Annotated in this window: 20 protein-coding genes; 17 read left to right on the top strand and 3 right to left on the bottom strand. The window is 58.2% G+C overall.

Features of this window, described 5'->3' with window-relative positions; genetic code table 11:
* The first annotated feature begins 106 nt into the window (after positions 1-106).
* Positions 107-2,527 (top strand): GcvT family protein, encoded by a 2,421-nt coding sequence (locus ROSMUCSMR3_RS07975; protein WP_008283087.1) that lies wholly within the window; start codon positions 107-109, stop codon positions 2,525-2,527.
* On the top strand, positions 2,496-3,479 hold the full coding sequence (locus ROSMUCSMR3_RS07970) for a GlxA family transcriptional regulator (protein WP_081506983.1): 984 nt from the start codon (positions 2,496-2,498) through the stop codon (positions 3,477-3,479). Before ROSMUCSMR3_RS07975 ends, ROSMUCSMR3_RS07970 begins: the two co-directional genes overlap by 32 nt.
* Positions 3,480-3,497: 18 nt before the next feature.
* Here the strand turns inward: ROSMUCSMR3_RS07970 and ROSMUCSMR3_RS21560 are convergent, their stop codons facing one another.
* A complete protein-coding gene (locus tag ROSMUCSMR3_RS21560; RefSeq protein ID WP_217521287.1) occupies positions 3,498-3,809 on the bottom strand; it encodes a hypothetical protein in 312 nt (103 codons plus the stop codon).
* Positions 3,810-3,834: 25 nt separating this feature from the next.
* Here ROSMUCSMR3_RS21560 and ROSMUCSMR3_RS07960 point away from each other — a divergent pair, with 25 nt between their 5' ends.
* The 3 genes from ROSMUCSMR3_RS07960 (at position 3,835) to ROSMUCSMR3_RS07950 (ending at position 5,726) form a co-directional block, all read left to right on the top strand.
* Complete coding sequence (locus tag ROSMUCSMR3_RS07960; protein ID WP_198385595.1) at positions 3,835-4,905, top strand: flavin monoamine oxidase family protein; 1,071 nt, start codon at positions 3,835-3,837, stop codon at positions 4,903-4,905.
* Between the two features lie 121 nt (positions 4,906-5,026).
* The gene (locus tag ROSMUCSMR3_RS07955; RefSeq protein WP_081506980.1) at positions 5,027-5,416 is read left to right on the top strand and encodes a hypothetical protein; all 390 of its coding nucleotides are present in this window, start codon (positions 5,027-5,029) and stop codon (positions 5,414-5,416) included.
* A gap of 4 nt (positions 5,417-5,420) precedes the next feature.
* Positions 5,421-5,726 (top strand): helix-turn-helix transcriptional regulator, encoded by a 306-nt coding sequence (locus ROSMUCSMR3_RS07950; protein ID WP_081506979.1) that lies wholly within the window; start codon positions 5,421-5,423, stop codon positions 5,724-5,726.
* Here ROSMUCSMR3_RS07950 and ROSMUCSMR3_RS07945 read toward each other — a convergent pair.
* Positions 5,723-6,268 carry a peroxiredoxin-like family protein gene (locus ROSMUCSMR3_RS07945; RefSeq protein ID WP_081508578.1) on the bottom strand — a complete coding sequence of 182 codons (546 nt, stop codon included), beginning with the start codon at positions 6,266-6,268 and terminating at the stop codon, positions 5,723-5,725. The two genes, ROSMUCSMR3_RS07950 and ROSMUCSMR3_RS07945, sit on opposite strands and share 4 nt — an antisense overlap.
* A gap of 47 nt (positions 6,269-6,315) precedes the next feature.
* Between ROSMUCSMR3_RS07945 and ROSMUCSMR3_RS07940 the strand changes: the two genes are divergently transcribed.
* From ROSMUCSMR3_RS07940 to ROSMUCSMR3_RS07890, 12 genes are all read left to right on the top strand, one after another.
* A complete protein-coding gene (locus ROSMUCSMR3_RS07940; RefSeq protein WP_198385594.1) occupies positions 6,316-7,095 on the top strand; it encodes a helix-turn-helix domain-containing protein in 780 nt (259 codons plus the stop codon).
* 245 nt (positions 7,096-7,340) lie between these two features.
* A complete protein-coding gene (locus ROSMUCSMR3_RS07935) occupies positions 7,341-7,964 on the top strand; it encodes a glutathione S-transferase family protein (protein ID WP_008283096.1) in 624 nt (207 codons plus the stop codon).
* Between the two features lie 35 nt (positions 7,965-7,999).
* On the top strand, positions 8,000-8,668 hold the full coding sequence (locus ROSMUCSMR3_RS07930) for a cupin domain-containing protein (RefSeq protein WP_081506977.1): 669 nt from the start codon (positions 8,000-8,002) through the stop codon (positions 8,666-8,668).
* A gap of 537 nt (positions 8,669-9,205) precedes the next feature.
* A complete protein-coding gene (locus ROSMUCSMR3_RS07925) occupies positions 9,206-9,751 on the top strand; it encodes a TetR/AcrR family transcriptional regulator (protein ID WP_081506976.1) in 546 nt (181 codons plus the stop codon).
* 453 nt (positions 9,752-10,204) lie between these two features.
* Positions 10,205-11,575, top strand: a complete 1,371-nt coding sequence (locus ROSMUCSMR3_RS07920; RefSeq protein ID WP_217521286.1) for an aminotransferase class III-fold pyridoxal phosphate-dependent enzyme — start codon at positions 10,205-10,207, stop codon at positions 11,573-11,575.
* A 331-nt stretch (positions 11,576-11,906) separates the two neighbouring features.
* On the top strand, positions 11,907-12,086 hold the full coding sequence (locus ROSMUCSMR3_RS21555; protein WP_217521285.1) for a hypothetical protein: 180 nt from the start codon (positions 11,907-11,909) through the stop codon (positions 12,084-12,086).
* A gap of 102 nt (positions 12,087-12,188) precedes the next feature.
* Positions 12,189-12,521: a hypothetical protein gene (locus ROSMUCSMR3_RS07915; RefSeq protein ID WP_081506974.1), complete on the top strand. Its 333-nt coding sequence runs from the start codon at positions 12,189-12,191 to the stop codon at positions 12,519-12,521.
* Complete coding sequence (locus ROSMUCSMR3_RS07910; RefSeq protein ID WP_081506973.1) at positions 12,518-14,158, top strand: sodium:solute symporter family protein; 1,641 nt, start codon at positions 12,518-12,520, stop codon at positions 14,156-14,158. The genes ROSMUCSMR3_RS07915 and ROSMUCSMR3_RS07910 overlap by 4 nt, the downstream gene beginning before the upstream one ends.
* Positions 14,119-14,655, top strand: a complete 537-nt coding sequence (locus tag ROSMUCSMR3_RS07905) for a hypothetical protein (RefSeq protein ID WP_217521289.1) — start codon at positions 14,119-14,121, stop codon at positions 14,653-14,655. Before ROSMUCSMR3_RS07910 ends, ROSMUCSMR3_RS07905 begins: the two co-directional genes overlap by 40 nt.
* A 31-nt stretch (positions 14,656-14,686) precedes the next feature.
* Entirely contained in the window at positions 14,687-15,460 is a 774-nt protein-coding gene (locus ROSMUCSMR3_RS07900) for a haloacid dehalogenase type II (protein ID WP_008283104.1), read from the top strand.
* A 260-nt stretch (positions 15,461-15,720) separates the two neighbouring features.
* Positions 15,721-16,302 (top strand): TetR/AcrR family transcriptional regulator, encoded by a 582-nt coding sequence (locus tag ROSMUCSMR3_RS07895; protein ID WP_081506971.1) that lies wholly within the window; start codon positions 15,721-15,723, stop codon positions 16,300-16,302.
* A 258-nt stretch (positions 16,303-16,560) separates the two neighbouring features.
* Positions 16,561-17,148, top strand: coding sequence for a HutD family protein (locus tag ROSMUCSMR3_RS07890; RefSeq protein ID WP_081506970.1), 588 nt, complete (start codon positions 16,561-16,563; stop codon positions 17,146-17,148).
* On the opposite strand, the gene ROSMUCSMR3_RS07885 is transcribed toward ROSMUCSMR3_RS07890, so the two are convergent.
* Positions 17,109-18,467 carry a formimidoylglutamate deiminase gene (locus ROSMUCSMR3_RS07885; protein ID WP_081506969.1) on the bottom strand — a complete coding sequence of 453 codons (1,359 nt, stop codon included), beginning with the start codon at positions 18,465-18,467 and terminating at the stop codon, positions 17,109-17,111. The two genes, ROSMUCSMR3_RS07890 and ROSMUCSMR3_RS07885, sit on opposite strands and share 40 nt — an antisense overlap.
* Positions 18,468-18,519 lie beyond the last annotated feature (52 nt).

Here is an 18,519-nt window from a genome sequence, read left to right as displayed (position 1 = left end):
ATCTTTCTTACGAGACGCTTCGCATTTTATGAACGCACCTGACCTTGATTGACGAAACCTGGCCGCTTTGCCCTTGTCATAGCAATAAGCAGCAGGAGCGAATGATATGAAATCGACAACTCGCGTTGTGGTGATTGGCGGCGGCATTGCTGGCTGCTCCACCCTGTACCACTTGACGCAAGAGGGCTGGACCGATGTCGTCTTGCTGGAACGCAACGAGCTGACATCCGGAACCACTTGGCATTCAGCGGCGCAGGTCACCAATTTTGGAATGACCCAGACGATGGTGGGACTGAAAAGCCATTCGATTAGTCTCTACAAGGAATTGGCTGCAGATCCTGATTATCCGATCAATTACCATCACGGCGATGGCGGTATCCGCCTCGCCAATTCCGAAACCACAATGGATGGTTATCGCCACTTTGCCAGCCAAGCCAAGGTGATGGGGGTGGAGTTTGAAATCCTCGATGCCGCCGAATGCGCCCGCCGCCATCCGCTGATCACCACTGATCGTCTGGTGGGCGGTTTGTGGGACGGCGAGGATGGCGACATCGACCCCGCGCAGCTCTGTCAAGCGCTCGCAAGACGGGCTCGCAAGGCAGGGGCAGAGGTCTATCGCAACACGCCTGTCACAGGCCTCACGCAATTGAAAGACGATAGCTGGATTGTCCATACCGACCAAGGCGATATCGCCTGCGAGATTGTGGTGAACGCCTGCGGCTATCGCGTGAACGAGGTTGGCGCGATGATGGGGGTGCATCACCCGGTCATGTCGATGGAGCATCAGTATTTCCTGACCGAACCGATCCAGGGGATAATCGACTTTGGCAAACGGGTACCTCTTTTGCGCTGCCCGATCGACGATTTCTATTCGCGTCAAGAAAAACAGGGGCTGCTGGTCGGCTTCTACGAACAGGATTGTCGGACATGGGGCATGGACGGGGTGGATCCACATTTCGTCAACGCGCTTTGTCCATCGGACACTGACCGCGTGCTGCCCGTGCTAGAAAACGTCTTCAAACGTATGCCCGCGTTGGAGGAAGTGGGGATCCACACCATCGTCAATGGTCCGATCACCTATACCATTGATGGAGCACCTCTGGTCGGCCCGATTCCGGGCAAACGCAACGCATTCTGCATCATCGGCCTGCGCGCCGGGATTGGAGAGGGAGGCGGCCATGGCTGGCTTCTGGCGCAGCAGATCGTGCATGGCGAAGCGCAGTATGACACCTGGGTCATCGACCCGCGCCGCTTTACGACCCACGCGAATGTGGAACTTTGCGCCCTCAAGGCCATTGAGGATTACCAGAACGAATTTCGCTTTCACCTGCCGCACGAACACCGCCCGGCTGGCCGACCGATGAAAACCACGCCCCTGACACCGATCCTGGCGGCAGAAGGTGCCGAATTCGGCGTCGTGAACGGCTGGGAGCGTATGGCTTACATCAAGCCCTCGCCTGACTTCCACGAAACCCACGGCTTCCGATTCAATGAGGCGTTCGACGTGGTCGCAGCCGAGGTGCGCGCAGTGCAAACCGGCGTCGGGATGACCGAAGTCAACGGCTTCAACCGGTTCGAAATCACCGGGCCGGGCGCGCAGGACTGGCTGGACACGATGTTTTGCGGGCGGATGACGCGGAAGGTCGGCAAGGTTGGGCTTGGCTACCTTTTGAACCATCACGGTATGGTCAAGGGCGAGGCGACGCTTGCGAATATCGATGACGGCACGATCTGGTATGGTTCGGCGGCGGCGTCAGAATATCACGACATGGACTGGCTGACGGCGCATATGCCCAAGGATGGGTCGGTCAGCATCCGGTCGCTGACGAATGATCATACGATCCTTGTGCTGGCCGGTCCAAAATCACGTGATGTGCTGGCGGCCGCGTCGCGCGGGGATTGGTCGGCCACGGCCTTTCCTTGGCTCTCGGTGCGGCGGGCCTTTGTTGGCATCGCACCTGCTGTGGTGATGTCGGTCAGTTTCTCGGGCGAGTTGGCCTATGAAATCCACGTCCCGAACGCGCAGCTTTACGCGGCCTATCTGGCGCTGCGAAAGGCGGGCGAGGCGCACGGATTGCGGCTGTTTGGGTCCTACGCTGTTGAATCTATGCGCATGGAAAAGGGATATCGCCATTGGAAGGCGGACCTCGTGACCGAGTTTACCCCGTTCGAATCCAGCCTCGGGCGCTTTGTAAAGATGGATAAACCCCATTTCATCGGCAAGGCGGCGCTGGAAAAGATGATCGCCGAAGGCCACCGCCGTGCCTTTGTTTCGATGGTCCTCGATGCCACGCATGCCACCGCGCATGGGGGCGATGCGATCCTGTGCGACGGTCGGGTTGTGGGATCGGTCACCTCCGTTGGGTGGGGGCACCGGGTAGGCAAGAATATCGCCATGGGTTTCGTGGAACCCGCTTTTGCCGCAGAAGGCACAGCGCTGATGGTGGAGGTGATAGGGGTCCCTACGCAGGCGACAGTGGTGCCCGAGTGTCTGTATGACCCAGAAAACCTGCGTGTCCGGGCCTAGCCCCAAGGGAAATGGTCCGAAATTGGTCGAAATCCTGCTTGCGCAGGGTTTCGTTGCGACAGAGCTTGCCATTGCCTTCGACAGCTTTCGGATTGCCAACCGTTTGGCGGGCCGCGAGTTGTTCCGGCTGCAGATCGTGTCCGTCGACGCCGCGAACACGCTAACGTCGCTTGGTGGAATGGAAATCACAGTCACACCGATGGACTCGACGACGAACCTGCCGGATCTTCTGATCGTGACCGGTGGGTCGGAAATGGCACGTGCACTGCGCCGGTTCCTGCCGCGCCTTCAGCGCGTGCGAAACGCGGGCGGGCTGGCCGTGGTCCTGTCAGATGCCGCACAAGCGCTTCTTACCGCAGGTGCAGCCGAAACCGCCGCCGTGCACTGGGAAGGGCGCCCGATGCTGGAGGAGGCAGGAATAGCTGAAAGGGGCACCAACACTCTTTTCACCAGATCGGGTAATCTGGTGACAAGCGCGGGCATGGCCGCAACCGCTGATGTGGTTCTGGCGCTGATCGCTGAGATGACCTCATTGGTCTTGATGCGGGACGTGGGCCGTGTCTTGCTTTTGGAACGCCTGCGAATGGCCGAAAGCGAGCAACCGCAGGGCTTAAGCGATTTAGCCAGCTTACCGGACGGCCCCCTGCGCAAAGCTCTGAAGGCAATGGAAACCAACATTGAGTTTCCACAATCAACCGCCGAGATCGCCCAAAGCATTAACCTGTCGGCGCGGCAGCTTGAGCGTCTCTTCGCGCGCCACTTGGGCAAGAGCCCACAGGCCTATTCCCGCGATCTGCGCCTGCATCGCGCCCGCACCCTGATCGAGGGCAGCTCACTTTCGCTAACGGAAATTGCCCTTTCTTGCGGATTTGAAGGCTCGGCGCATTTCTCGCGATTGTTCAAACAACGCTACGGAATGACGCCAATAATGCTCAGATCCTATGGTCTGTGAACCTATCTCAGGCCGCCGTCACTCGCCAACGCCCAGCGAAAGCCCACCTTTCAAACCCACATCAGTGGCCGGATCGCAAAAGCTGAAGTTGCTATAGCCCCCTGCTCGCATGCGGACCTGCGCCGCGTCAGGGATAGCTTCATTGGCGGCCTTCTTGATCAATTCAGTGAGGCTACCAACTGATAGATAGATATTGCGTGTGGGATCGGCACCCTCTATCAAATGTGTAACTGCGGATAGATCGTTGGGTGATAGGAATGTGCTTTGCGGGCAAGGTCGTGGCCATAACAGGCGGCGGCCAGCAGCGCGATGTGCCAGTAGTTCCGCCACCGCCCACGACCTCGGAGGGATGATTTTGCCAAAGGTTATTGTTATCGGTGGTGGTCTTTCGGGCGTGACAGCGGCCCGAGCGCTGCATCGGGCCGGGATCGACGTTCAATTGATCGAGGCGCGCGACCGTCTTGGCGGGCGCATCCTGTCGGTGGATGACTCTGGCAACAGCTCTGGCCCCTTTGACCTCGGCCCGTCCTGGTTCTGGCCCGGTATGCAACCCGACTTTGGGCACTTCGTGAACGGGGCGGGCGTGACGTCTTTTGCCCAGTCGGATACGGGCGATTTGCTGTTCCAGCGTGGTCAGGGCTCTGTACAAAGGTATTCGGGTATGCAGCAGGAGCCAGCCTCTATGCGGATGGGCGGGGGTACGGCTGCGCTGGTCTCGGCATTGGCGCGCGACCTGCCGGCAGATGCGATCCGCCTGAACACCTTCGCCACGCATTTGGCGCTGACCGCCACGGGTGTCGATGTGACGACCGATGGTGGCAGCCTGTCTGCCCCGCACGTGCTGCTGGCCGTGCCACCGCGCTTGCTGGCGGCGCAAATCGCCTTCGATCCGCCAATACCCGCGTCTGTCCTCCGCCTCTGGCAGGGCACGCCGACATGGATGGCACCGCATGCCAAGCTGGTTGTGGTCTATGACCGCGCCTTCTGGCACGACGCGGGGCTGTCGGGCGCGGCGCGCAGCCAAAGCGGGCCTTTGGTTGAAATCCACGACGCCACGACGGCGGCGGGGCAGGCGGCGCTGTTCGGCTTCGTCGGTGTTCCGGCCAAGGCCCGTGTGCAGTCGGGTGCGGCGGCTGTCATCGCCGCCTCTGTCCAGCAACTGGAACAGCTTTTCGGCCCGCATGCGGCCCGGCCCAAAGCCACGCTTTACAAGGACTGGGCCGCCGATCCGCTGACGGCCACGCCTGACGACCTGACAGCAGGTGACCACCCGTCACCCAATCCCGGCCCATGGGTCGAAGGCGCATGGCAACACCGGCTGACCCTGATCGGCTCTGAGACCAGCCGCACAGAACCCGGTTACCTAGCCGGAGCGCAGGAGGCAGCCGAAGCGGGCGCTGCGGCGCTTCTGGCGCGGCTTCTATGACCTGCCCCTGAATGGAAGGGCCATGCACCCGAAGGATGATCTTGGAGGGCCGCAGATAACTGACAGACCGTGTCAGTTGGCCCGTGCTACCCCCTTGCGCCATGCGGCACAGGAGTAAGCAATGAAAAAGATTATCCTCACCTCAATGGCGGCAGCGGTCGCGCTTTCCACGGGCGCGCGGGCTCAGGACTGTGACCCGTCGGCAGCGACGGCAGCCGGCGTTATCGAGATTGTGCAGTTTCGTCTGGCCGAGAATGTCGAGCGCGAGCACTTTGTGGCGGCGGCGGCAAACACGATGCTGGCTTTGTGCGCTATGGACGGGTTCATCGGCCGTGTCTTGTCGGAAGGCGAGGACGGGATGTGGATGGATCACGTCCGGTGGACCAACTCGGAAGCTGCAAAGACCGCGATGGCCGGTTCCATGGAGAACGAGGCTTTGACGCCGTTCATCATGAGCATCGATCCGAACAGTATGGTACTGTCCTATCATATCCCTCTCGTTTTGAAATGAGGCTATGAGGCGCACCGATCGGCTGTTTGACATCATTCAGGTCTTTCGAGACGGGAAACTCCACACAGGCGCGCAAATCGCGGATCGGATAGAGGTCTCCCTCAGGACGATCTGCCGCGATATCGAAACATTGGCCGGTGCCGGTGTTCCGATTGTTGGCGAGCGTGGGGTCGGATACATCATGAGCGATCCGGTGTTCCTGCCGCCATTGAACATCACACAAAGCGAGCTTGAGGTCCTCGAGCTTGGGCTTGCCCTCGTCGCGGCGTCCTTCGAACACAAGATGCGCCCGGTCGGTTCAGGCGCTTAGGCTGTCCCAAGACTGCCTGTGTATTCGCCCCGCGCTGGGTAGTTCTTTTCGATCGCAAAATCGACCGCCCCAAGTAATTCGCGAAAGCTGGGACGCACAAAGGGCATCGACTGCACCGACAGGTAATAGATGGACTGGTCTGCGTTGACAATGAACAGCCCCGGTTCCGAAAACAGCGCAGGCTCTTCGATCCCGATAGAGGTCTTGCCCCGCGAGGTCGAGATATAGAGGCCCCAGTCCCGCGCCACGGGCAAGGGCAGATCATGGCCAAAGCGCAGCGCGGTTGCGCCGATCTTGTCGGCCATCGCGCGGGCACGATCAGCGCCGTCAGCGCTGATGGCAATCGTCTCGATGCCGCGCTCGGCAAAGGCCGGGGTCTGTTTGTCCAGTTCAGTCAGATAGGTGGCGCAGATCGGGCAGTGCAGGCCCCGGTAAAAGCAGATGACCGTGCCGCGCTGCGGTGTAGCGGTTGCCAGATTGAAAGGGCCGCGATCAAGCGTAGGAACGGTCAGTGCGGGAGCGGTCTGGCGGGGAATGAGCATTGTATCTTCCATTGCAGGGGGATGTTGCATGATGCATTATGGGATTCATGACTGTCGATGTGCCCAATTTTGTTTCCGATCGTCCCATTCTGCGGCAGGATCGGCTTTCTTCGCTGATGTCTGCATTGCGGCCCGTCGCCACGCCTTGCGCGGCGGATGATCCACGGGCGGCGCTGGTATTGACCCCGACTTTACTGGTGCTGTTCACCCGCCCCCCCAACACGCCGGAACCCGATGCCTTGGTCGCAACCCGCCTTGAGTGTGCCCTGCCTTTGGCGCAGGTGCTGCATGGCAGCCCCGCCCGTCTGGCAGTTGCCAGAGAAAACTGCCCCGGTCTTGCGGCCTTGGCCGATGTGCTGGTTGCCGAAGCGCAATCTGGGCGTTGCGGATCGCAACTTGCTATGGCCCGCCTGTTCGAGGCGATGCTGGTTCTGGTGCTGCGCCGTGCCATTGACGCAGGTCCGCCGGACCCTGGGTTGCTGGCTGGCCTGTCACACCCGCGCCTGCATCGCGCGCTGATTGCCATCCACGCTGCCCCAGCCCGGCCTTGGACCGTCGAAATGCTATCGGCAGAGGCTGGCATGTCGCGATCCCGGTTCATGGCGGATTTCAGCGATTGTCTTGGGACCAGCCCGCTGGCCTATGTAACGCGGTGGCGGTTGGGTCTTGCCCATATCGCCCTGATCCAAGGCGCTTCGATTCCCGTGGCGGCGCGGAGTGTGGGCTATGGAACCACAGCGGGATTTCGCCGTGCATGGCTCCGCCACTTTGGGGATATTCCCTTGGCGGCAGTGGGTTCCGGGCCCGCAGAACACCCCATCTTGTAACACGGGCCAGGCAGAACACCGACGGTCAAGCTGCCAAGAGGGCTGCGCAAAAAGCGCTCTCGGTCGCAGTCTAGACACGCCTTATGGGTCGGTTTCGCGCAAAAGCGCCTGATTGGCGATGATCCCAAGAGTTCCGATCACTAACGCGTGATCTCTTTCAAGATGAACGGAAAACCCTCTTCCTGCTTAAACTATCTACTGATAGATAGTCATCACGAAAACAAAACCCTTGGAAAGGATGTCCCATGAAGATCTATGATGTTGAAGGTTTCCCGAACCCCGCCCGCGTTCGGATCGCACTTGCCGAGAAAGGCGCTTTTGAAAATGTCTCATTCATCCCGGTCGACGTGATGGGCGGTGAACATCGCACCGAGGCATTCAAGAAGATCAACCCAGATGCGGCCGTACCTTGCCTCGAACTCGATGATGGCACGCGAATCTCACAGTGCAACGCGATTATCGAGTACATTGACGGCGAATTCGAAAATGGCCCCTCTCTGACAGGCGAAAACCACCGGGAACGCGCAGTTATCTCGATGATGAATATCCGCGCCGAAACCGGGCTGTTGAACGCCGTGGGGAACTACTTTCATCACGCTACCCCCGGCCTTGGTCCCAAACTGGAAGTCTACCAGAATAAAGATTGGGGCCTGAAGCAGCGCGACGTCGCGACGAACACCATGGCGTATCTAGACGAAGTCCTGAGCAAAAACGCCTATGTTGCCGGTGACAAATTCTCGATGGCTGACATCACGGTTTTCGCTGGGCTGGCATTTGCCGACTTCGCCAAAATTGAGATCCCTGCTAACCTTACCAATCTCGCTGCGTGGCGCAAGAAGATGAACGCGCGGCCCAGTATCGCGGCGTAACTCCCTCTGCAACTCAAGCACAAAGGAACTCACAGATGGAACTGAATGCAGATTTCTCTAAACGCGTTGTTGTGCACTCCAATGCGCTTGAGTGGCAGGCCTCGCCCATGAAAGGCGTTGACCGGCGTATGCTCGACCGGATCGGTGGTGAAGTGGCACGCGCCACGACCATCGTGCGGTATGCGCCGGGCAGCAAGTTCTCTGCCCACACCCATACTGGTGGTGAAGAGTTCATCGTGCTCGATGGTGTTTTCCAGGATGAGCACGGCGACTTCCCCGCAGGGACCTATGTCCGCAATCCTCCTACAACGCAACATACCCCAGGGTCCGAGCCGGGTTGCACAATCTTCGTCAAGCTCTGGCAATTCGACATGAATGACCGCAACCAGTTCCGGAAAAACATGGCGGATGAACTTGCCGCTCCGGTCGACGGGGTCGCCACCGCGATCCTGCACGAGGACTCGCGCGAAACAGTCACCTATCGTCATCTTGACGCGGGCGCGTCGCTTGCTCTCGATGCAGAGGGCGGGCTGGAATTGCTCGTGATTGGTGGGGAAATCACCGAAAACGGAAACGAGCTGCACACAGGGTCGTGGCTCCGGCTTCCTGACGGCGGGTCACTGCATGCGGTTGCAGGTGCGAACGGCGCAAAGCTTTGGATGAAGACAGGGCATCTTGTTTACGCACAGCCGCCAGCGGTCTGAGTAATGCCAACCGATCGACCCCTTGCCCTTGTGGCAGGTGCAGGGGCTGGCCTTGGTCAGTCCCTTTCTTCCACTTTCGAAGATGCGGGTCATGAAACGGTCGGAATGGGATGCAGCAGGCCTCTGACGACCCCTGTGGCATGTCACGAGGTGGATCTTTCCGGCCCTGATTTGGCACAAGATCTAATTGTGCGCATTACTACAAAGCGGGGTCCGCCTGTGATTGCCCCTGAGACGACGCTGGAGCGGTGTTAGTGCACAAGCCCTTTAATAGTTCATAGCGCAGTGCTTTTGGCCCAGTCAATCCGGTGTCGAGATCTCTGCGATCAGCGGCGGTTCAGCCCCGCAGACATGGTGGGCAAATTGCTTGTCAGGCAATTCGCTGGGCATCACATTTTTCCTAACTACCCTGTCGCTTCACGATGACGCGCATCCCTAAACCAAGGTGAGCCGCTATCTACTGATGGGTTTAATTGTAGTCTTGCACCAGCTTCTATGATCGCTATCTAGTGATAGGTACAAAAGGGACCCAAAGACATGTTAAAGAGTAGAGCCGAGCAAATCCTTGATTATGCAGAGCGCGAAATTCGCAAGAACGGTTTTGATGGGGTCAGCTTTCGCGACATTGCCGAGGCTATCGGGGTAAAAAGCGCTTCAATTCACTACCACTTCCCCACAAAGGCGGAGTTGGGCGCCGAAGTCACAAGCCGCTACGCCAACAGGTTCATAGACTCACTGGGCGCACCCGACGATCCGTCCGAGACCGCAAGCGACCGCTTGTTGCGCCTCGCTGATGGATACATTGAGGCGTATCGCGTAGAAAGCTCGACCTGCCTCTGTGCTGTTCTTGGTTCAATTGCCACGCACCTGCCGGAAGGAACCTCTGATGCGGTGCGAGCATTCTACAACCGGCTACGGGATTGGCTCAGCAAAGCCTTGGCCGGAAACAAGACCACACTTACCCCGAACCTCGTTGTCGCGCTTTTCCAGGGCGCCATGGTCCTGTCTCTGACGACGGGGGACGAGACGCCTTTGCTGGAAGCAAGGCAGCACGTGGTATCATGTGTGGCACAGATTGCTTGATCAGTTTCCCGGTTGGAGACGCAAGAACGCTAGGGTTAGCTCAAGCCGGATAACCGCCACTGAAAGGGGCGGTCACCGTCAAGCACATGCCCTTGACGCAGATCTGAGCCTGCGTCTCTTTGCCAATTGCAACCGGTATCCTGTTGCTCGGGGTGAGTGCACCGCGCCCTTCCGCAGGAAAGAACACCTGCGGGATCAGAAAGGAACGCTCAGTTTAACACCACAACATTGCCTCCTTCCCGCCGTTCGCGTGGGCGGAAGCCGATCATCACGGCACGCGGACCCAGTTCTTGAGGGGGCGCAATCCGCATAGTTTGTCCCGGCTGCAACCCCGTTTCGACCAGACAGATGTGCGCCCATCGAGCAGTAATGCACCCCGTTCAACAGACAGTTGATGTTTGTCATGGCCACAGGCTAGATGCCTGAGAGATGCACGTCATACAGGAGCTGCGGATGCCGGGACGGCTGAATGGATCAAGGCTGGCCGAAATCCTCACACGGGAATCCGCGGCTTTCGCATCGCGTACGGCAGGCTCGGCTGCCCTACTTGAAACCGCTCGTGGCGTGATGCCGGATGGGGTTCCGATGGCATGGATGGCGGGGCTTTATCGACATCGACCGATCTTTGTTGCCGAAGGATTTGGAAGCTGCTTTCGCGATGTCGATGGCAACACCTATCTCGACTTCAATCACGCGGATCTTAGCAACACCATCGGACATGGCGAAAACGCGGTCACCCGCAGGATTGCACGGCAAGCCGCGCGCGGCATGCAGTTTCTTCTGCCGACCGAAGATGCAATTGCCGTCTCGCAGTTGCTGCGCAACCGTGTCGGCCTGCCGATGTGGCAATACACGCTCAGCGCCTCGGCCGCCAATACTGAGGTTATCCGGATCGCGCGGGCCTTTACTGGCCGGCAAAAGATCGTGCTATTCGAAGGCAAGTATCACGGCCATATCGAGCCCACGATGGCCGAAGGCGGCGCGCCGGGCGCGAATGCCGATGCCGCCCCTGATGGCATGGGCATCTCGGCAAGGGCGACGGCAGATACGGTCAACGTGCCGTTCAACGATATTCCGGCGCTGGCGCGGGCACTGCAGGACGGTGATGTCGCGCTTATTCTGACCGAGCCCGCCCTCACTAACTGTTCGCTCGTATTGCCAGAGCCCGGTTTTCTGGAAGAGGCTTACCGGCTGGCAAAAGCGGCGGGCGCGCTCTTTGCGTTGGATGAAACGCACAGTTGGCAATTTGCCTATGGGGGCCTTATCCGGGCGCATGGCCTATCTGCGGATTTTGTGACGCTTGGCAAGGGATTGGGCTCGGGGATGCCGCTTGGGGCCTATGGGATGACGGCAGAACTGGGCGGGTTTGTCGAACGGCACCGGGATGTGGACGTGGCCCAAGTGCGCGGCCTTGCCATTGGAGGTACGACCTATGGCAGTGCCATCACGCTGGCTGCGGCGCACGCGGTGCTTGAGGATATCCTGACCGAAGCCGCCTATACACGTGTGGCAGTGCTCGGTTCACGTTTGGCGGACGGAATCGAACGCATCATTACCACGCATGGCCTGCCATGGCGGGCCTTCCGTTACGGCCCGCGCTCGGGCTTTTGCCTTGCGCCCGAGCTTCCCCGCAATCTGGACGAAGCTCTTCCATCGCTCGATCAGGCTTTCAGCGACGCTCGGCGCGTCTTCATGGCCAATCGAGGGATCTGGGAGGCTATCGCAAGCGCGGGCCCCCAAGTGTCCTTTGTGCATACAGAGGCCGACATCGACCGCTACCTTGAAGTGGCAGAGGACTTCATTGCCGCGGTATCGGCGGACTGAGTATCGCAGATCTGGTGTGCCCACGCCCGGCACCTCAGCTTTCTGCAGGACATGGGCGAGCGCAACGATCCTTGCTCGCAATCTGCGTTCTGAACCGCTGGCCCCAAATCCAGATGCGTTCAGGCGACACGATTGCGGCCTGTTCCAAAAACAATGTCCCAGACATTGCGTAAGCTCAGGGCAAACCGATGCTACGCCCAGACGGGATAGGCGGGCATGGGGCGAGGGAACCGGATGACTGCCCGGCAAGGCGACGCTCGAAGAACTGCGCGGATCTCCCCTCTATCACAGTCGCTTCAAGCCGGGGACCAAGGCACTTTCGAGAGAATTCATGGTTTCGACACGCCGCCGCAGGCTTGTTCCCAGTCTTCCCAAGTGGGCACCCAATCCGCCGCCAATTGCAGGCGCGTTGATGGCCAGCGCAAAGATCAGATCACGCGTGTCGTTGGGGTCAAAACTGGCCGTAAAACACGGCTCTATTTTTCTTGAATTTAAATTCAAGAAAATCTAACGTTCCGAGTCATGGCGTTCTTGATGCGCTGTCTTCAAAGGAAATCGCGCTGTTGAGGAGATCAGGGCGGTTCCTGCAACCGGAAAGAGGGAGGAGCTTCTTTTGAACGCTTACAGGAAAGAAATACGATCTACCGTCGGGTTCGGCATCGTTTATGTCCTGCTCGGGCATACGGGTCTTTGGGCGGTCATGTTGGGCACGGATAACAGTATCCGGATACTCGGGCTGCCAATCCATTACTTCATCGCCATCACACTTGGTTCGCTTGGCGTGCTGCTGTGGTCGATGGTTTGGTGTCGCTATGCAAACCAGCTCGAGGACGAGATTGAAGCCGAAAACGCCGGATCTTTTCATAGCCGAGAAACAGGTCTCGAAGGATCTGGTGTGCAAGGTAAAGGTCCAGAGACGCTTGCCCTGACGGAGGGCACAAAATGACCCCGGCAGACTGGCAACTTCAAAATATATGGCTTGGTTTGGGGATCACGTCTGCCGTGTTCGGCCTGTATTATGCTGTCGCGCTCTTCAGCAAAAAGAAAACAGCCAACGCGACAGACCTTTACTTGGCAGGCCGTTCCATTGGCCCCTTCGTCAACTCACTGGCTGCGTCATCCACATGGATGAGCGTCGCCACATTTCTGGGCGTGGTGGCCCTGATCCAACAGTTACATCTGCCGTTCGTTTACATGTGGGTGCAACTGATCCTGAGCGTTCCTCTACTTGTGATGCTATACGGCGCGTCGCTGTACCGGATGGAAGTGTTCACTTCAGTACACTTTGTCCAGACGCGATACGGGCGCAGCACTGCCTTTCTGGCCGCTGGCTGGATGCTGTTGATCATGCTGATGTATATGGTCGGTCAGTTCATCGGCATCGCCAAGGTGTTCGAGGTTCTGCTTGGGCTGCCATATACTCCGTCTTTGATCCTGTCGGCGCTGGTGATCACGGGCTACATCACAATCGGGGGAATGAAGGGCGCGACATATAACGATGCAATACAGATGGTGATCATGATGATCGCCCTGCTCGTACCTCTTGCCGCGATCCTCAAGGCGATGGGCGTGCCCGGTTTCTGGTTTCCGCCATTGGGATACGGTAGCCTCACCGATACCTTGCTGGAACGCATCCCGACGTTCTTCGACCTCAAATTCGAGGCCCGTTTCTATGTGGCGTTGTTCGTTGCACTAACAATCGGAACGCTTGGACTGCCGCAGTTGGCACAGCGAGTGCTGACCTCGGAGAACATCAAGTCGGCCCGTCGGGTGGTCCCTTGGTTCTGTCTCTGGGTTGGATTGATGTTTCTGGGCACTTATGCCTTGGGCTTTGCAGGTGTGTATCACTTTGCATTGATTGGGCAGGAACTAACGCCTGAGGCGGCGGACAAGACCACGTTGCTGTTGAATCTGGCGTACAATCCCGATTGGGTTTCAGCCTTTGTCATCGCGGGTGTCCTAGCCGCCGGAGTTTCGACCATTGCTGGCCTGATGATTGGCGTGGCGACGGTGGTCGGCCATGACATCGTCGGCGTTCTGCGTCCACACCTCACCGAGGCAAAACAGCTACGTTACGGTTACTTGGCCCTTGCAGGTACTGGAGTGGTGTCGCTTCTGGTGTCGCTCGATCCACCTGCGTTTTTGATTACCTCGATTTTCTGGGCCTTCGGGATGTGCGCCACGGCAATCACCCCAATGGTGGTCTTGGGTGTGTGGTCTACGCGCATCAACTCTTGGGGGGCTTTCACGGGCAGCCTGGTGTCTGGCGTCACCTATATCTTGCTGTCGCCTTACGTCCTGCCCGATTTCTCGGTTGGCACTGGTCTGGTCGCCAAGCTCGGCTTCGCAACCGCGCTGATTTCTGTCCCGGTCGGGTTCATTCTGACGATCTTGGTGTCGTTGGCCGCCGAAAAGTTGAAAGGCGAGGTGGCCGCACAAGAGAGGTATACGGCGCAGGAGCTAGTCGAAAAAATGCATGGCTGGGCACAGGTGACTCGTACCCGCTATGACAGCAGCGAATGGTTGTTGATCCTGGCCGCACTGTGGGCGCCCATTCTGCTGTGGGGCTTGGCGCCGTGGTAAATGCCACGATCTTTACAGAAAGCCGTTGGCAGGCCGTGTTGGGTCTGCCGACGGCGGGGCTCTTGTGGAGCTTTGCCACATTTCTTGCGCATAGCGAACAGGTCGAGGCGCTGGGCGTCGCAAAGATCGAGGCGCTGTTTTACGTCGCGCTGGGTGGCATGGCACAAACTCTGTTGCTCTGGTTGGGGTTCACCGTTGTCATATGGGCAATGACGCGGGCCTTTGGCGGGCGGGTGCCGCTGTTACGCCTGATGACCCTTGTGTCTGCGTCGTCGCTGGCACTCTGGGTCGGGGCGCCTGCCGCCGCCTTCTGGATCAACGGCGCCCCCGGCCACACCGCAATCGCTGCGACGATCTCTCTCATCTCTATGGCTTTATTTCTGCATGCGCTGACACGGGGGCTGTCCGCAGATTTGCACTGGTCATTCCTACGCGCGGCCGGCGCAGTCTCGGCCGCATCGGTATTTCTTGCCAGCTTCGCCTTTCTGGCCCTCTAGAACAGCAATCCCAATATCAGGAGAAACGAACATGACTATCGACGCTTTTGTCTTTGACGCCTACGGAACACTCTTTGACGTTCAATCTGTCTCGCAGATCACCAATCAGGAATTCCCCGAGCACGGCGAGCTGATCACCCAGGTCTGGCGGCTTAAGCAGTTGGAATACACATGGCTTCGCTCGATGATGGGCAGCTATCGCAGCTTTTGGGAGATCACCGAAGAGTCGCTAAACTATACGCTGAACGCCATCGGTGTGACCGCCGAAAAGGCCGTGCGCGACCGGATAATGGACAAATACCTGCATCTTGATCCGCATGTCGATTGCCTGACGGCCCTTGATGCGCTGGAAGGCGTGCCGCTCGCTATCCTGTCGAACGGCAACCAAGAGATACTTGATGCTCTGGTCTCAAACTCTGGGCTTGATGCAAAACTGCAATCCGTCATCAGCATCGACAAGGCCGGTATCTTCAAGCCGCACAAAGATGCCTACGAGTTGGTGGAGGCTGTCCTGAAGGTTAAGCCGGAGAATACGATTTTCGTGTCATCCAACGCTTTTGATGCCTGCGCCGCCAAGAATTTCGGCTTTCGGGTTGCTTGGATTGAACGCGTAACCCCCGAGGCGTTGGCAGAAGAAATTTCTTCTGCCGCGGTGGTTGGCCCGACAACGATGTTCAAACTGCTGCGCATGCAGATGGAAAGCTTTGGGATGGAGCCTGATTACCGACTGAAATCGTTGAATGATCTGGCAGGGCTTATCGACCGGGCGGACAAAGCTGCGGCACCCGCGTCGTTGAGGGCATAGGGGGAAAGTGATCAATGAGGGTGCCGCGCGTGGTTGCTGGGACGTTGCCAGTTGGCCATTCGCGGATAGGCGACCATGGCAAGACCCAAGCCGGGACGGGCTGGAATATGCGCTATGGCCTTGCAGGGACCCGTCCTGTTTTACCGGCCCGCGAACCGCTCAGATCAAACCTTGGTAGGTCCGCCCTCTATACCATCCGCTCGCTTTGCCATAGATAGTGTATACATCTAAGCAAAAGCATTGGGAAATCTGGTATCGGTATGGGCCGTCATAGAGAGTTCGATGAAAAAAAAGTGCTTGATGGCGCGATCGAAGTTTTCTGGCGTCGTGGCTATTCTGGTGCGTCAATTCAGGACGTCTGTGATGCGATGGGGCTAAACCCCGGAAGTGTTTATGCGGCATTCGGCAGCAAGCATGGGCTGTTTCTGGCTGTCATCCGGCGGTATCTGGACAGTATGAACCGTCCGGGCCTTGAATTGCTGGAAACCAACCCATGCGGCCTAGACGGAATTCGCGCCTATTTCGACTTTATCGCGAACGGTATCGTCAACGGAAACCGGCGTTGGGGATGCTTGGGAACAAACGCCTTCGTCGAACTGAAAGAGGTGGATGACGACGTTGCCCAGCTCATGTTGGATCATCTGACCCGCCTGGAAATCGCCTTTCGCGAGGCATTGAAGCGCGATTCCTTTGAACACCCCGAGAGCCAGGCAAAATATCTTCTGTGCATTGCACAGGGTCTGAACGTCTTTGCCAAGACCTCGCCGAACCGTGAGACGCTTCAAACAATCATCGACGCTTCCATATCTTCGTTGGTTTCACCACGCCTCGCCACAAACTAGGGTGGTTCTCTGAAGAGGATGAGAATGTATCCGGGCCTTTGGCGCGCCGGTGTGGTCACCACGTGGTTTTGTGATTGCCGCTCGTATGGACCAAAGTTTCTGACCCTTTCGCCATGTGATCGCATTCGCGCTTTTATCAGGCCTCAAAAGGCGCGTATTGAGATTTAATGTCTAGACTTAATGAGATGTGTCACATCATTGATAAAGAGGGCAGGGCGCGGTTATGCGTGCCGTTGAGAGACAGAGAGGTCTTTTTCCATGCAAACTTTGAAATTTGGCGCTTTGATTGATGTCCTATGGAAGAACGGTGGCGGCGTCACGCGCAACATCGCGAAGGGCCTGTATCTTGACCAGCCCGCATGGACACTCAGCCGCGCTGATGTTTCTCAGGACGGTCCGTTTTCCGATTTCGCGGGTATGGTGCGCATTCTGACCGTGGTCTCTGGCGGGACTATGACGCTGGATACACCGACCTCGTCTATCGAGGCCCACACTTGGGAGCCGATCCGCTTTGACGGGGGGCTGAAAGTTTATGCCCGTTTGGCCAATGGGCCGCTTACCGACCTAAACCTCATGTTTGATCCGCGATCATGTGAAGGAGAGGTTTTGACGCGGCGTGGGCCGCTGATTGGTGATCTCACCCGCCCCGATCACGGGCTCATGGTGCTTCATGTCCTTAGTGGAGCACCCGAGATTGATGGGGTGGCGGTTGCCACAGGCGACACCGTGTTTGTCACAACGCCAAACGTGGCGCTGACACTGACAGAAGACGCCGCGCTGTTAGAAATCCGCCTGACCTATCTGGATCAAAGCAAGGCCATCAGGCTTTGCATCGCAGAGCGATAGGCGGCGGTGATCGCATCGCGGTGGATGTGTTTGCCCTGTTTGACCGCATGCCGCCCCGCTGACCAGACATCTGTTACTATCTCGTCTTTTGCGGCAAAGACCAAGCCATCCAGCAGTTGATGTTCCTTCAAGGCGCATAACGCAGGCGCTTCACTATCAACCGCCACCAAATCCGCCCATGCTCCGACCGAGATATCGCCGGTGCCACGCCCCAAAGCCTGCGCACCGCCTTTCGCAGCCCCGCAGTAGAGGGTTTCCCCAACCGAGCCTTCTCCCACAACCAAGACATTGCGCGCGATGTCGCGCAGGCGCTGGGAATACTCCAAGGTGCGCAACTCTTCGGTGAGCGAAATCAGCACATTTGAATCCGAGCCCACTCCAAGCGCCCCGCCTGCATTCAGATAGGCTGGCCCGTTAAAGGGGCCATCGCCAAGATTTGCTTCTGTGATCGGGCAAAGCCCTGCAACAGCGCCAGACCTTGCCATGTTCACGGTCTCTGCATCCGTCATGTGGGTGGCGTGGATCAGGCACCAGTCCGCGTTGACCTCTGCATTCGCCAACAACCACTCAACAGGCCGTACCCCAAGCACTGCTTGGATATCTGCCACTTCTTGGGGTTGTTCCGCGATGTGAATGTGAACCGGCCCCGCTTCATGGGCCGCAAGAACCGTCTTGAGATCATCAGGTGAGGTGGCCCGCAAGGAATGTGGCGCAATACCCACGCGACAATCCTTTGGCAGATCAGCAATGGCGCCTCTGGCCCGCGCGACAAGGTCGTTAAAGCGATCCACAGAGTTGCCAAAGCGGGCCTGCCCCGCTTTCAGTGCCATCTGACCAGCCCCCCCGTATGTATAGAGCACTGGCAGGTGGGTCAGCCCGATCCCAGTAGCTGCGGCAGCCGCTGCAATGCGGGCCGAAAGTTCGCCGAGATCCTTGTAGGGCATGCCGCCGGGCTGATGATGTAGATAGTGAAACTCGCCGACGCTGGCGTAACCCGCTTCCTGCATTTCCAGAAAGACAAACGCCGCAATCGCCTCGACATGCTCTGGCGTCAGATGCGCAGTGAAACGGTACATCAGATCACGCCATGTCCAAAAGCTGTCTTTGCCCGCCATCCGGAATTCGGTCATCCCCGCCATCGCGCGCTGGAAGCTGTGGCTGTGCAAGTTTGCCAGCGCGGGCAATAGCGTATCAACCGTTGTATCGCCTTGCTTGGCGTTTTGATCGGTTTCGAGTGCGGTAATCCGACCATGCGACACGTCCAAACGGACATTGCTGGCCCACCCCGTTGCAAGCATGGCTCGTCGTGCAAAAATCATTTCACGTCCCTCGGTTTTTATGTATAGACATAAAACATAACTATACATACCA

Source organism: Roseovarius mucosus, from assembly GCF_002080415.1.
Taxonomy (GTDB): domain Bacteria; phylum Pseudomonadota; class Alphaproteobacteria; order Rhodobacterales; family Rhodobacteraceae; genus Roseovarius; species Roseovarius mucosus_A.
This window is presented reverse-complemented; position numbering and strand designations above follow the sequence as displayed.